10 protein-coding genes and 1 riboswitch are annotated in these 14,356 nt (G+C 50.0%); of the genes, 9 read left to right on the top strand and 1 reads right to left on the bottom strand.

The features are described from left to right. The first annotated feature begins 67 nt into the window (after positions 1–67). Positions 68–1,564 carry a 4-alpha-glucanotransferase gene (gene malQ, locus CLFS41_RS21960; protein ID WP_007866344.1) on the top strand — a complete coding sequence of 499 codons (1,497 nt, stop codon included), beginning with the start codon at positions 68–70 and terminating at the stop codon, positions 1,562–1,564. A 46-nt stretch (positions 1,565–1,610) separates the two neighbouring features. On the opposite strand, the gene CLFS41_RS21955 is transcribed toward malQ, so the two are convergent. Then, positions 1,611–2,156, bottom strand: coding sequence for a GNAT family N-acetyltransferase (locus tag CLFS41_RS21955; RefSeq protein WP_007866343.1), 546 nt, complete (start codon positions 2,154–2,156; stop codon positions 1,611–1,613). Between the two features lie 169 nt (positions 2,157–2,325). On the opposite strand from CLFS41_RS21955, the gene CLFS41_RS21950 reads away from it, so the two are divergent. The 8 genes from CLFS41_RS21950 (at position 2,326) to CLFS41_RS21915 (ending at position 14,268) form a co-directional block, all read left to right on the top strand. Then, on the top strand, positions 2,326–3,093 hold the full coding sequence (locus tag CLFS41_RS21950) for a helix-turn-helix domain-containing protein (protein ID WP_007866340.1): 768 nt from the start codon (positions 2,326–2,328) through the stop codon (positions 3,091–3,093). A gap of 127 nt (positions 3,094–3,220) precedes the next feature. After that, positions 3,221–5,479 carry a glycosyl hydrolase gene (locus CLFS41_RS21945; protein WP_007866338.1) on the top strand — a complete coding sequence of 753 codons (2,259 nt, stop codon included), beginning with the start codon at positions 3,221–3,223 and terminating at the stop codon, positions 5,477–5,479. 93 nt (positions 5,480–5,572) lie between these two features. Next, positions 5,573–8,278 carry an alpha-L-rhamnosidase gene (locus CLFS41_RS21940; RefSeq protein ID WP_045093486.1) on the top strand — a complete coding sequence of 902 codons (2,706 nt, stop codon included), beginning with the start codon at positions 5,573–5,575 and terminating at the stop codon, positions 8,276–8,278. Beyond that, a complete protein-coding gene (locus tag CLFS41_RS21935; RefSeq protein ID WP_007866336.1) occupies positions 8,275–9,798 on the top strand; it encodes a sugar ABC transporter ATP-binding protein in 1,524 nt (507 codons plus the stop codon). The genes CLFS41_RS21940 and CLFS41_RS21935 overlap by 4 nt, the downstream gene beginning before the upstream one ends. Continuing rightward, positions 9,785–10,762, top strand: coding sequence for an ABC transporter permease (locus tag CLFS41_RS21930; protein WP_045093485.1), 978 nt, complete (start codon positions 9,785–9,787; stop codon positions 10,760–10,762). The genes CLFS41_RS21935 and CLFS41_RS21930 overlap by 14 nt, the downstream gene beginning before the upstream one ends. Before the next feature lie 47 nt (positions 10,763–10,809). Continuing rightward, complete coding sequence (locus tag CLFS41_RS21925) at positions 10,810–11,859, top strand: sugar ABC transporter substrate-binding protein (protein WP_045093484.1); 1,050 nt, start codon at positions 10,810–10,812, stop codon at positions 11,857–11,859. 13 nt (positions 11,860–11,872) lie between these two features. After that, positions 11,873–12,907, top strand: coding sequence for a LacI family DNA-binding transcriptional regulator (locus CLFS41_RS21920; protein ID WP_007866332.1), 1,035 nt, complete (start codon positions 11,873–11,875; stop codon positions 12,905–12,907). A 59-nt stretch (positions 12,908–12,966) separates the two neighbouring features. Continuing rightward, positions 12,967–13,040, top strand: a riboswitch (Fluoride riboswitch). Positions 13,041–13,086: 46 nt separating this feature from the next. After that, positions 13,087–14,268 (top strand): cation:proton antiporter, encoded by a 1,182-nt coding sequence (locus CLFS41_RS21915; protein WP_045093483.1) that lies wholly within the window; start codon positions 13,087–13,089, stop codon positions 14,266–14,268. The last annotated feature ends 88 nt before the right edge of the window (positions 14,269–14,356 follow it).

Genomic DNA, 14,356 nt, shown 5'->3' with positions numbered 1-14,356 from the left:
AAGCGACATTTTCCGGGAACAGGCAGAGCAGGACAAGGTGCTGCCCGGATCAAAGGAGATAAATAAGATGCGGGAATGTGGTATGCTGCTCCCGATTGCCAGTCTGCCTTCGCGGTACGGCATTGGAGCATTTTCTAAGGAAGGGTATGAGTTCGTTAATATATTAAAAGCCGCGGGACAGAAGTACTGGCAGATACTGCCTCTGGGACCCACCGGGTTCGGGGATTCGCCTTACCAGTCTTTTTCTGCTTTTGCCGGTAACCCATATTTTATCGATCTGGAAAAGCTCACTGCAGAGGGGCTTCTCACAGAAGAAGAGTGCAGGGAAGTGGATTTTGGCGGCAATGAAAGGGATATTGACTACAAAAAGCTGTATGACGGCCGTTTCCCTTTACTGAGAAAGGCGTATGAGAGGTGGAAATCCGGTCTGGAATGGGGGAGCGCGGTCCATGATCTGGCCGCCCGTACGCTGGGGGAGGAGACAAGGGAATACTGTCTTTACATGGCCATAAAGAATCACTTTGGATCTAAAAGCTGGAATTTGTGGGATGAAGATATCCGGCTCAGAAAAGGGGAAGCGGTTGCCCGGTACAGGGAGCAGCTGTCAGATGAGATCGGATTTTATGAATTCCAGCAGATCAAGTTTGAGGAGCAGTGGACTTCCCTGAAGCAGTATGCTAATGAGCAGGGCATACGCATCATTGGAGACATCCCCATCTATGTGGCATTTGACGGGGCTGACAGCTGGTCCCATCCGGAACTGTTCCAGTTTGATGAAAAGGGGACTCCTGTGGCAGTGGCCGGCTGTCCGCCGGACGGGTTTTCCGCCACCGGACAGCTTTGGGGAAATCCCCTGTATGATTGGGGATATCACAGGCGCACGGAGTATAATTGGTGGATGAAGCGCATGGAATACAGTTTTTATCTGTATGATGTGGTGCGGGTGGATCATTTCCGTGGATTTGACGAGTACTATTCCATACCATATGGGGATAAAACAGCGGAGTACGGACACTGGGAAAAAGGACCGGGAATCGAGATATTCCGCAAAATGCAGACCTGCTTTGGGAAAGAGGACCTTCCCATCATAGCCGAGGACCTGGGATTTCTGACTCCTACCGTATTACAGCTGGTAAGGGACAGCGGTTTTCCGGGAATGAAGGTGCTGGAGTTTGCATTTGACCAGACAGAGGACAGCGCATACCTGCCTCATAAATATGGGGAAAACTGCGTGGTCTATACAGGCACCCATGACAATGACACGCTGGTCAGCTGGTTTGCAGGCATGAATGACCATGACAGGGCGTTTGCCAGGGAATACATAGGCAATGAGCATACACCTGAGGACCAGGTGCACTGGGATTTTATACGGCTGGCCATGTCCAGCGTGGCAAAGCTGGCGGTAATCCCTGTTCAGGACTATCTGGGGCTTGGAACTGAGGCCAGAACCAATGAACCCTCCACCCTGGGCAAGAACTGGAGGTGGAGGATGCGCTCCGGTGATCTGGAGGACGGACTGATCCGAAAATGCAGGCGCATGGCAGACATATACGGCCGGCTGTGATCAGAGTTCTGAAACAGAGCTCTGAAACAGAGCTCTAAAACAGAAATCAAAGTTTGGAAAAGGGAATAAAGGGGCTGGGGGAAGCGGGATGCTCTCCCAGCATTTTTTCCATCCAGATCATGTCCCACCACTGGTCCAGCTTGTAGCCGCACCGGGTGAAATGGCCCACGGTTTTGTAACCCAGCTTTTCATGAAAGGAAATGCTGCCAGGGTTGGGGTAGGAGATGCATGCATTGACATTCAGCACATTCTGTTTTTCCAGTGCCTGCTCCAGGGCTTTATAGAGGGTGGTTCCGGCTCCGGTGCCTCTTGCGTTCTCCGAGACATAGACAGAAGTCTCCACAGCCCAGTCATAGGCGGCTCTCTCTTTAAATGCGGAGGCATAGGCGTATCCGATGATCTCCCGGTTTCTCTCTGCAACCAGATAGGGGTAGCGGTCAAGGGTGTGGGCGATCCGTGTCTGAAACTCCTCCGGACTGGGCACTGTGTACTCAAAGGTGACGGCGGTTTTCTCCACATAGGGGGCGTAGATGGAGAGCAGGGCCGGTGCATCACTGACTGATGCGGTCCTGATGGTAAGGGGGCTTGTCATGGTTTTTCTCCTTGTTTGTCCAATGTATTTTTCTCCTATTCTAGCACCTATTTGACATTTTTTCCACGTTCTGTTCATGATTTTTAACAGCTTGTCCGGTAAAATTGACATATATAATATAATCATTCCGTAAAAGACATTACAATAACTGCAAGCGGGGCCATTTGATATGGAGAATAAGATAAATGAAGAAACGGTAAAAAAGGATATTGCCCGTCTGAAATTCAGTATGCAGGAAAATAATATCATCCATAATTCCTATCAGAGGGAAAAACGTGAACTGGAGTGTATCCGTCAGGGCGATATGGAGGGGATGGAGAAATGCATCACGGAGCCATACGGAGGAAAGCTGGGAACCCTGTCAAGGGATGTGCTGCGTTCCGATAAAAATGTGGCAATGTGCGCGATGGCCATTTACGCCAGAGCAGCCATTGACGGCGGTATTATTTCCGATGAAGCTTTTTCAGCGGGGGATTCCTGGGCGATCAGGATCGATGAGGCGAAGAGCCGGGAAGAGGTAGCGCTCTATGTTCAGGATATGGCCAGGTTTTTTACACGTATGGTATATGAGCACGCACAGGTACAGAGGGAGAAGAAGGAGCAGGAGAATAAACTGGTTGCGCAGTGTAAGTACCATATCTTCCAGCATATGCATGAACGCTTGACTGTAAAGACCATTGCAAAAGCCCTGTATGTGAACCCGGATTACCTGTCTCATCTGTTTGTGCGGTGCGAGGGGGTCAAGATCAGCCGGTATATTTTGGAGGAAAAGGTAAAGCTGGCTAAAAATCTTTTGATGTATTCACCCTATGACTGCAAATCCATTAGCAATTACCTGGGGTTTTCCAGCCAGAGCCATTTTGGTAAGATCTTTAAGGAGTATACGGGTATATCCCCCAATGAGTATAAGCTGTTGTATGGAAAGGATACCTTTTAAGCAGAAATCGATTAAAATATAAGAAATATGATAGAGAGCCAAGAAAAATGATATATCTTGGCTCTCTTTTCTTTTATACTCTAATACGAATCAGGCAAGCAATAAAAGGTATTTAAGGAGACATTGAATGCAAAAAGACTTTTTTAAAAGTCCGGAACAGGTGCGGGAATGGAACGAGGCCCAGGTCCCCCTTTGGTTTTGGAATGACAGACTTAAAAGGGACGAGCTTGTGCGCCAGATGTCCATAATGAGTGAAAAGGGGATCACATGCAGCGCGCCCCATGCGAGAAGCGGATTTGAGGGCGGCTATCTGGATGATGCATGGATGGAGCACATAAAAACCGTGATCGAATATAAAACCAGGCACAGCGAGACCATGTGGCTGTATGATGAATTTAACTGGCCGGCCGGAATTGCCAACGGCCAAGTAACGAGGCACGAGGCATTCCGCGAAAAATATTTATCCATCCAGATGTTTCATGTGGGGTCCGGAGTCAGATTCCGCAGACAGCCTGAGGATATCTGCCGGACAGGGAAAACAGCACCGGATGATCCGGTCAGGGATAGGGAGGGCAGACGAAGTATCAACAACCTCTTCTGCTATGATGCAAAGACAATGGAACCATTGGATATCAGGCAGTTCCAGCCCGATGACAAAAGCGGATGCCTGTTCAACCTGTCTGAAAATGACTTTGAGATCTGCAGGGACCGGGACACCATTGTGTTTGAGGCCAGAATACAGACAGAGCTCTATCAGGGGGAGGGGATGCTTACTCCGGATTACCTTAACAAAGAAGCTACAGAGTATTTTCTGGAAACCACGTATGAAGCATATTATAAACGCTTTCCTGACGCATTTGGAAGTGTGATCACAGCCAGCTTTAACGATGAAACACGTTTCTGCCATGCCTTTCCATGGACGGACAGGCTGCTGGAATTGTTTGAGGAGAGGTTTGGATACCGTTTGGAGGAACGGCTGCCGGATTTGGTGCTGCCGGGCTGCGAGGCGGGCAGGACGCGCTGTGATTATTTTCAGCTCATCAGCGATCTGTACAGAGAACATTACCACAGGACGATCCGCGAATGGTGTGAAGCCCATAACATTGATTACTGTCCCCATCTGCTGGGAGAGGAGACTATGGCAGGGCAGGTTCGGTTCAGCGGGGATTTCATGCGTCAGTTCAGGGAGTTTGGAAGACCGGGCGTGGATCATCTTGGAAAGGGGATCGGCAGCCTGAATATCAAATTCGCAGCCTCGGCCGCAGAGGTATATGGAAAATCAGGCCTTGTATGCGAGGCATTTGCTGCAAGCGGATGGGAGCTTACCTTTGAAGAGTATATACGCATGATATCCTGGCTGTATTCCCAGGGCGTAATGACCATTACAAACCATGGATTTTTTTATTCCATCCGTGGCTTCAGAAAGGATGACTGGCCTCCGTCCCAGTTCTTCCAATGGCAGGAATGGGAGCACATGGACCAGGCCAACCGGATGTGCCGCAGAATATACGGCATGACGGAGGACTGCCGGAGAAAAACAGACGTACTGATCTATCATCCCACGGAATCTTACTGGATGCATTATATTGCGGATCAGGGATTCAGACATGGATACCATATGGGACCTGTGATCGAGGATGAAAGGGCAGCTGCCATTGACCGGGAAGAGCAGTGCCTGCTGCATAAACTTCAGGAGAAAAACAGGGACTTTACCATGGTTCCATCAGATGCGGCAGAATTATTTGATGTGAAGGATAAAATGCTGGTCAACCGGATAACAGGTCAATCCTATCAAGCATTTATCCTGCCCATGTGCGAGGTGCTGCCGCAGGAGATGGCACGGCTGCTGGAAACATTTGCAGGCCGGGGCGGCCGGATCGCGGTTGTGGAAAGTGTTCCGGCTTATGGAGGAAACAGGAAGGAAGATGAAACTGTCAAAAGGTGTGTAAACCACATAATGGAGTCTTCTCAAACCGAATTCTTTGAGGCAATGGACGGGGATCAGATCTGTAAATGGCTGGATCAGGCATGTCCGCGGGCACTGAAGATCGTGGCCGGGCCGGCAGAGTGCAGAAAGAACATCCGCCATTATCCAGACTGGATCAGCGATCCGTATATCCATACAGGAGAGGACATGGACGGCATATCCTGGTGCCTGTTTGAGGGAAATGAACGTAAATATTATTTTATTAATTATACAAAGGAAATACAGAACCTGGTGGTGGATGTAAAGGCAGGGAAGCATCCGGAGATCTGGGATCCGTTTACCGGCCGGATCGAACCGGCTGATGTTGTTTCAGAAGCAGAGAGTGAATGGGGGCATGGCTTCCGGATCAACATGGAGCTTCCACAGGGTTACGGGATATTTTTAGTCACATCCGGGTAAGGCCGGATTTTATCCTGCGCTAAAACGTTTGACACTATGTGTACTCTCGGAGTCTCCGGGAGTACACACTATAAGTGAGGAGGGACATGCAACATGGATTTGAAAGTGTACTGTGAATATATGCGCGATCCCATAGGACTTGATATGCAGAACCCCAGATTCAGCTGGAGCTACGAAGGGGATGGAACAGGGAGATCACAGAGGGCGTACCGCATCCTGGTAGGGGAGACAGAAGAACAGCTGGAGCGGGGCGAAGGGACTTTATGGGACAGTGGTATGGTTGAAAGCAGCGAGTCATCCTGTGTCTGGTATCAGGGGAAAAATTTGCAGAGCGCTAAAACGTTTGACATAAAAGTGACCGCACTGCTGGATGACGGCCAGGCGGTGGAGAGCCGGATTACCAGCTTTACCACCGGGCTGGCCAATGGGGAACCGTGGGAAGCCCTCTGGATCGGGGGGCCTGCTGTGGAGCGAAGCTGCTTTTGGTACAGGAAGGAGTTTACCTTGGAAAAGCCGGTCCGCCATGCCATGGCTTTTGTGGCATCCCCATGCTATTACGTGCTTACGATAAATGGGAAAAAAGCAGATACATCTGTATTGAATAATGCGTGGACGGATTGTAAAAAGACAGTTCTGTATGCCAGCTATATTATTACGGATAAACTGTCTTTGGGGGACAATGCGTTTGGAATTGAATGCGGAAATGGATGGCACAACCTTCGGGAGAGCGAGGACGGGGTGGGCTGGGGTGAGAACCTGTTTTCAGCAGAGTTTCTCCTTGAATACGGGGACGGCACCCGGGAATGGATCTTCAGTGACCTGAATGGCTGGTACTATACCACGTCAGGCCCCATGGTGAAGAACAGTATCTATCATGGAGAGCAATATGATGCAGGGCTTGAACGGCCGGGATGGGATTGCCCGGGATATACCATGGACCAAAGCTGGCGGGAAGTGGTGGAGCACGAACCAATGCCGGGGATCATCCGGTCACAGATCCTGGAGCCGATCCGTGTTGTTAAGGAACTGCCGGTCAGAGCGGTTTATGAGGCAGGAGACGGAAGCTATACTCTGGATTTTGGACAGAATTTTGCTGGCTGGGTCAGGATCAGGATCAGTGGAAAAGCAGGGACCCGGATCATGCTGAAATACGCGGAGCTGATCCATGAGGACTACAGCATCAATCCCATCAGCCTACGGCGTGCCAGGGCTACGGACATCTATACGTTAAAAGGCGGGGAAGAGGAGATTTATGAACCCAGATTTACCTATCACGGATTCCGGTATGTTCAGATCTATGGACTGGAGGAACGGCCCGGGGCCGATAGGTTCACCGGATGTGTAGTAAGATCAGATGTGTGCCGGGTGGGAGCATTTTCCTGTGATAACAAACTTCTGAACCAGCTTTACAGCAATATTGTATGGACTGAAGGGAGCAATCTTCACGGACTGCCCACAGATTGCCCTCAGCGGGACGAACGTCTGGGATGGCTGAATGACATGACGGTGAGAAATGAATGCGCCCTGTACAATTACAGGCTGCCTCAGCTGTATGAGAAATGGCTTCAGGATATCAGGGATGCCCAGGGAGAACGCACCGGCGCCATCACGGACACGGCGCCGTTCATCCGGTATGGCCTGAGACCGGCTGACCCTGTCAGCACATCCTTTCTTCTTATTCCGTGGAATACCTATCTTCATTATGGAGATGTCAGGATCATTGAACAGAACTATGAGGCAATGAGGCGGTGGGTGGGGTATCTTAAGCGCAATTCCAACGGATATGTCCTGAGGTATTCGCAGATGGGGGACTGGGCGGCGCCCGTATCAGGAACGGACCTTGGGAGCATTGGCTCCGGAGCAGTATCCACGATCACCCCCACGGTGCTCATGGGAACGGGGTATTTCTATTATGACTGCGTCCTGATGGCGAAGATGGCCCGCGTACTTGGACTGGGGGAAGATGAAACGTTTTATCTGGAAGAAGCAGGGAAGATCAGGGAAGCGTTCCAGGCCAGGTTTTATCATAAGGATAAAAAATACTATGCTAATAACAGCCAGGCAGGAAATACATTTCCCATGTATCTTGGACTGGTGCCTGAAGCGGACAGGAAAGCAGTGCTGCATCAGATCAAGGATGATATTTTAAAGCATTACATGCACCTTACCACCGGAAACCTGTGCAGCAGATATATTATAGAGGTGCTGTTTCAGAATGGAGAAGAGGATCTGGCCTATGAACTTCTGACACAGACAGAGTACCCAAGCTGGGGCTATATGATCGAAAACGGAGCCACTACCATCTGGGAGAGATGGGAGAAGGTGGATGCGCCAGGACCGCTGGCCGGTATGGCTTCCCATAACCACCCGATGAATGGGGCGGTGGGAGTATGCTTTCACAAGTATCTGGGAGGAGTCCGGGCAGATGAATCACATCCGGGTTTTGAGCATGTGGTGATAAAACCGGTTATCCCGAAACAGCTGCGCTGCGTGGAATGCAGCCTGGATTCCATCCGCGGAAGGATCAGCAGCGGTTGGGAGAAGACCGAGGAAGGGCTGGATCTGCATGTCAGGATCCCGGTTAACTGCAGGGCATCCATATATCTGCCCGTCAAGGGGACTGGACAGAAGACCATGCACATTGAATCCAATGGGGAGGTGCTGATTCATGGGGACCAAGCCATGGAATTACCGGGAATTCAGCTTCGGGATATCGCATCTGGCCAATGGGTAATTGTTGAAGCAGGATCAGGGACCTATGATTTCAGAATCAGCGGGCTGGGAGAGGAAGGAAAATGAGACAGGCTTTAGTGAATGAAGATTATAAGATATGGTTTGAACATATTACCATGGCATTTCCGGGAGTACTGGCATTGGATGACGTGAGCTTCGGCATAAAAAAGGGTACGGTTCACATCATGATGGGGGAAAACGGGGCGGGAAAATCCACCCTTATGAAGATATTAAACGGTTCCTACATTCAGACGGACGGAAAGGTAATGATCAGCGGAAAAGAAGCACGGTTTAAGAGCGCGTTGGACGCGGAGGCCAACGGAGTAGCCATGATCTATCAGGAATTGCAGTATCTGCCGGATTTTACTGTGGAAAAATACCTGATGATGTGCCGGGAGCCGAGAAAACTTGGATTTATTAACTGGAGGGCAGTGACAAAAGAGGCGGAAAAAATCTTAAAAGACGAGGATCTGCAGTATGATCCAAAAGAAACCATGAGAAATCTGACCGTCTCTGATATCCAGCTTTTAGAGATCACCAGAGCTATAAAGGCTAATAAGGTGGACATCCTGATCATGGATGAACCGACCTCGGCGCTGTCCAATGCCGAGGTGGACCGCCTGTTTGCCAACATACAGAAATTAAAGGAACGGGGGATCACTATCATTTATATTTCCCACAAGATGGATGAAATCTTCCGCATCGCCGACTACATTACGGTCATGAGGGACGGAAAACATATCGAGACAGCGCCTGCAGCGGACTTTACCAATGAGAGCCTGGTGAAGATGATGGTGGGACGGGAACTCAGCAATACATATCCTAAGGAACATGTAGAGCCGGGCAATGTGGTCCTGGAAGTGGAGGGACTCACATCATCCTATAATAAGCTGAAAGATGTAAGCTTTAAGGTCCGAAAAGGAGAGATCCTGGGGCTGGGCGGCTTGATGGGAGCGGGCCGCACGGAAACTGTGCGGTGTATCTTTGGGCTGGATCCGTTTGAGGCCGGACGCGTGAAGGTGGATGGAAGGGAAGTACACATCCGGAATGTAGAGGACGCGGTCCGCAGCGGTATTGCCATGGCATCCGAGGACAGAAGACGGTTTGGCCTGATCATGTGCCGTGATATACGGGAGAATATTTCCATTTCAAGTTTAAAGAAAGTATCTGCCCTTCATTTTTTAAATAAGAAAAAAGAAAAGAATATGGTCGCCGCATTCTTTGGGCAGCTGAAGATCAAAGCACCCGGGGATGAGATGATCGTGCAGAACCTAAGTGGGGGGAACCAGCAAAAGGTGGTTCTGGCAAAATGGCTCATGTCGGATCCCAAGGTACTGATCCTGGACGAGCCTACCAGGGGAATTGACGTAGGCGCCAAATACGAGATCTATAAGCTGATGGTGGAGCTTGCAAAACAGGGAATTGCGATTGTCATGATCTCCTCCGAATTACCGGAATTCATTGGAATGTGCGACAGGGCTTACGTGATGTATGGGGGAAGGATCACCGGCGAGCTTACCAGGGAAGAAATGACACAGGAAAATATTGTAATGTTATCAACAGGAGGGGAACATGAAACAAATTAATATGGATCAGGGTATGAACACCCTGATGAAAAAATATGGCAACTATCTGATTTTCATCATACTGATCATTGTGTGCAGCATGTTAAGCCCTGCATTCCTGACCGTAAAAAACGTGACAAGCGTGCTCCGGCAGATCAGCATTACAGGAATCCTGGCATTTGCAGAAATGCTTCTCATCATTAGCGGTTATATTGACCTGTCCCTGGGTGCGGTGGTTGCGTTCTCCGGCATGGTATCGGTTAATGCATACCTGTCCACGGGCTCCTATCTGATGACATTCCTGACGGCCATAACCGTGGCGGTGATCTGCTGTTCCTGCAGCGGTTTTCTGGTTGCTAAGATTAAGCTTCCCGCGTTTATTGCAACCATGGCCATGGACAGCATTGCCCGCGGTGCCTGCTATATGTATACCAACGGACAGCCTATTTATAAGATTGGGGATTATGGGAAGATCTCATCCGGATACATAGGGCCGGTTCCCATACCGGTGGTGTTTCTTATGGTCATTGCAGTCATTGTGTGGATCCTTTTGAGCAAGACTACCTTTGGGCGGAATATCTATGCCATTGGCGGAAATCAGGATGCTGTCAATGCATCCGGTATCAATGTTAAGCGCACCACTATCCTGGTTTATGCAGTGGCAGGCATATTGACCGGGGTGGCGGCCGTGCTGCAGATTGCCCGTGTGAATTCCGGCCTGCCTGACACGGCCATGAATTACCATGGGGATGCGATCGCTTCCACTGTAATCGGAGGCACCAGTTTTACGGGAGGGATCGGCACTGCTCCCGGAACCTTTATCGGCTCCGTCATTATGGGTATTATCAGCAATATATTGAACCTGACAGGAGTGCAGTCCTATGTACAGAACGTTGTGAAAGGCTTGATCATTATCGGCGCAGTGGCAATGGATCTAATCAGTAAAAACCGGAGAATACGGAAAAAATCAGTAAAAACCCAGTAAATATCAAATGGAGCTGGGATCATTTATAAAAAAAGGAGGAAGTAAAAATGAAACGATTTCAATTAGGAGTGTTGTTAACAGGGCTGACTTTGGGGGGGATACTGCTGTCCGAGTGTGCGAAGGAAACAGGTGCGGAGACCAATACGCAGAAAACGGAAGCCACGGGTGTTGAAACAGGGAATACGTCTGAAGACGGAACAGGAAAGATCAAAGTATTTGTAACCGCTAAGAATATGGCTGACCCATTTCACAGCTGGCTGTGTAATTCCACGACCAAAGCTTTGGAGGAGAAGTATCAGGATGTGGAGTATAAGGTAGTGGATCTGATGGCAGACCCGGCAAATACACAATCGATCTTTGACCAGTGTGAGGTGGAAGGCTACAATGCGCTGATCCTGGATAAGGTAAGCAACAGTCAGGATACGGACCAGTGGGCACAGGCATTTAAGGAAAAGGGGATCAGCGTGGTTATCACAAATAACTGCGATATTAAGGACGGTGTGTCCTCCAGCTCAGGAGCCTCACATTATCTTCTGGGACATGCCGCAGGGGAGGCGGCCGCCGCCGGTCTGCCTCAGAATGCAAAATGCCTTGCAATTCTCTCCACGCCTGGAGATTCAGCCAGTGAAGACCGCTGGAAGGGGTATCAGGATGCCTTAAAGGAGGCCGGACGCGATGACGTGGAGATATTGGATGTAAAGAATAATGAGACATGGGCTAAGGAAAAGGCTATGAAGATCATGGAAGACTGGCTTCAGATCTATCCGGAAATAGACGCGGTTCTGGCCATGAACGATGGTATGGCTCTGGGATGCGTGGAAGCCTGCAAAGCGGACGGCAAGGATGTGCAGACCATGCAGTTTTATGGGATTGACGGGCTGGCAGATTCATGCATGTCGATTGCGGACGGCGAGATGACGGCTTCTGTTCTCCAGGATGCGGCGGATATGGGGGCCAATGCGGCCAGACTTGCGGTGGATATGGCAGAGGGGAAGATCACGGAGCCGGAGGAGTACCTGATTCAGCCGATCATTGTGGATTCGGAAAATGTAAGTGATATCATTGAAATGCACAAGGCCAACGGATTTATCCAGTGACAGGAGGCAGCGGATGAGGGCTACCATAAAAGATATTGCAAGGGAGACCCATTTATCTCCCTCCACGGTTTCACTTGTACTGAATAACAAGCCTCACCGGCTGTCCGAGGAAACCAGAAAGCGGGTGCTAGAGACAGCGAAACGGCTGGACTACAGGCCCAACAGGATGGCAGCCAGCCTTGTGACCAATCGGACCAGAACAATCGGTATTGTGGTGGCTGATATAAAGAATGCATACTTTGCGGAGCTGGCAAGCGGAGCAGAGGCAAAGTGTACCGATATGGGCTATAGCCTGATCATCTGCAACACCAATGACCAGCGGGAAAAGGATTTTGATTATATTAATTTGATGATAGACCGCGGAGTGGATGGCATCATTATCTCCTTTTCAGCCGGCGTGGAGGAGGAAACCGCTCAAAAGGTGACCGCCTATGTCAGAAAATTCGGTATCCGGGCAGTGGCAATTGATTATATGACGGATTTCAGTCATGTGATGAATGTAAGGCTGGATAATAAGCTGGGCGGTTACCTGGCCACAAAACATCTCATTGATTTGGGACACCGCAGGGTCGGTTGCATCACGGGCCCCATTAACAATGATACCTGCACGGCAAACCTGCGCCTTCTCGGCTATAAAAGTGCGCTCCGGGAAGCCGGCATCAGGGGGACAGCGGAATGGATCGCTTACGGGGACTTCCATATTGATTCTGGGTACCGTCAGGCTGGACGCCTGGTAAAGCAGGGGGTGACCGGAATTTTTGCTTCTAATGATCTGATCGCCTATGGTGTTTATAAATGGGCAAGGGAGCAGGCGGTTGATATACCGGAGCGGATATCGGTGGTGGGGTATGACGATATTGCGTACTCGGACTTTTTCAGCCCCGGTCTGACAACGGTCCATCAGCCGGCCTTTGATATGGGATACAAGGCGGCTGAGAAGATCATTGAAAACCTGATGTACCCAGATAAAAAGATAGAGAGGACCACGATCTATGAACCAAGGCTTGTGGTCAGAGAGAGCACAAAAATCTTAGGACAAAAACCTTAGAACCAACTCAAATATCATATAGTATTGACAAACATCCCGCCGCAGGTTATATTATATAACGTGAGTATGGGAATGAGGTTCTCCCTTAGTGAATACTAAAACCGCTTATCAAGCTGATGACTTCTGCGTAAATTTACGCAGAAACCATCGGCTTTTCTGCGTTTTAAGGAGGAAATAAAATGCTTTTAAGTATTGCGTATGTATTAATGGTGGGCATGGCCGCAGGGTGGCTTTGCAGAAAGCTGCACCTGCCAAGTCTGGCTGGAATGATCCTTACGGGGATTGTCCTGGGGCCCTATGTCCTGGACCTGATCGATGGGTCCATACTGGGGATTTCGGCTGAACTCAGGAAGATTGCCCTGATCATCATTCTGATGCGGGCCGGCCTGTCCCTGGATGTGGATGACCTTAAACGGGTGGGGCGCCCTGCCATATTGATGTGTTTTGTGCCCGCATGTTTTGAGATCGTTGGCATGGTGGCGCTGGCGCCGCGGCTGCTGGGAATTTCCATGCTGGAGGCAGCCATCATGGGATCGGTGGTGGCGGCGGTGTCCCCTGCCGTGGTCGTGCCAAAGATGATCAGGCTGATGGAGGAGGGATACGGCACTGAAAACAGCATTCCTCAGCTGATACTGGCAGGCGCTTCCGTGGATGATGTGTTTGTGATCGTGCTGTTTTCCGCTTTCACGGGCCTGGCCCAGGGCGCGCAGGTATCTGCAGCCAGCTTTGTGCAGATCCCCCTTTCCATCTTGGCGGGCATACTCATCGGAGCGGCTGTGGGGATCCTGCTGGCTGTTTATTTTAAGAAAATGCATATCAGGGACACGGTCAAGGTCATTATCCTGCTGTGTATTTCCTTTGTGCTGGTATCCCTTGAGGACTCATTAAAGGGCGTTTTCAGCTTTTCTTCCCTTATTTCCGTGATGTGTATGGGGATCGCCCTTCAGAAAAAACGGGAACCGGTTGCAAGGCGCCTGTCACTTAAATTTAATAAGCTGTGGGTTGGGGCGGAGATCCTGCTGTTTGTGCTGGTGGGTGCAACTGTGGATATAAGCTACGCCGCTGCTGCTGGGGGCGCGGCTGTTCTTCTGATCCTGGGCGTGCTGGTATTTCGCATGGCAGGGGTAATGTGCTGTCTTGTGGGAACAAAGCTGAATCTGAAGGAGCGGATGTTCTGCATGGCGGCGTATATGCCAAAGGCCACGGTACAGGCCGCCATCGGCGGAGTGCCTCTGTCCATGGGGCTGGCCTGCGGAAATATTGTGCTCACCGTGGCTGTGCTGGCAATCCTGATCACAGCGCCGCTGGGAGCCTTTCTTGTGGATCTCACGTACCGGAGATGGCTGACACAGGAATATTAAAGAATTCTTATGTATTTTTGCCTTTTGTATTCCTGTTATTTTTACCCGCTTTCTGGTAAAATGATTTATATAAGCCATTGCGCTCAGC

Source organism: Clostridium sp. FS41 (assembly GCF_000954015.1).
Lineage (GTDB): Bacteria > Bacillota > Clostridia > Lachnospirales > Lachnospiraceae > Enterocloster > Enterocloster citroniae.
The sequence above is the reverse complement of the archived record's forward strand: the minus strand, read 5'-3'. Positions and strand labels throughout refer to the sequence as shown.

Coding starts and splice junctions, on each gene's coding strand:
- malQ (WP_007866344.1), top strand. CDS start 68: ATGCGGGAATGTGGTATGCTGCTCCCGATTGCCAGTCTGCCTTCGCGG.
- CLFS41_RS21955 (WP_007866343.1), bottom strand. CDS start 2,156: ATGACAAGCCCCCTTACCATCAGGACCGCATCAGTCAGTGATGCACCG.
- CLFS41_RS21950 (WP_007866340.1), top strand. CDS start 2,326: ATGGAGAATAAGATAAATGAAGAAACGGTAAAAAAGGATATTGCCCGT.
- CLFS41_RS21945 (WP_007866338.1), top strand. CDS start 3,221: ATGCAAAAAGACTTTTTTAAAAGTCCGGAACAGGTGCGGGAATGGAAC.
- CLFS41_RS21940 (WP_045093486.1), top strand. CDS start 5,573: ATGGATTTGAAAGTGTACTGTGAATATATGCGCGATCCCATAGGACTT.
- CLFS41_RS21935 (WP_007866336.1), top strand. CDS start 8,275: ATGAGACAGGCTTTAGTGAATGAAGATTATAAGATATGGTTTGAACAT.
- CLFS41_RS21930 (WP_045093485.1), top strand. CDS start 9,785: ATGAAACAAATTAATATGGATCAGGGTATGAACACCCTGATGAAAAAA.
- CLFS41_RS21925 (WP_045093484.1), top strand. CDS start 10,810: ATGAAACGATTTCAATTAGGAGTGTTGTTAACAGGGCTGACTTTGGGG.
- CLFS41_RS21920 (WP_007866332.1), top strand. CDS start 11,873: ATGAGGGCTACCATAAAAGATATTGCAAGGGAGACCCATTTATCTCCC.
- CLFS41_RS21915 (WP_045093483.1), top strand. CDS start 13,087: ATGCTTTTAAGTATTGCGTATGTATTAATGGTGGGCATGGCCGCAGGG.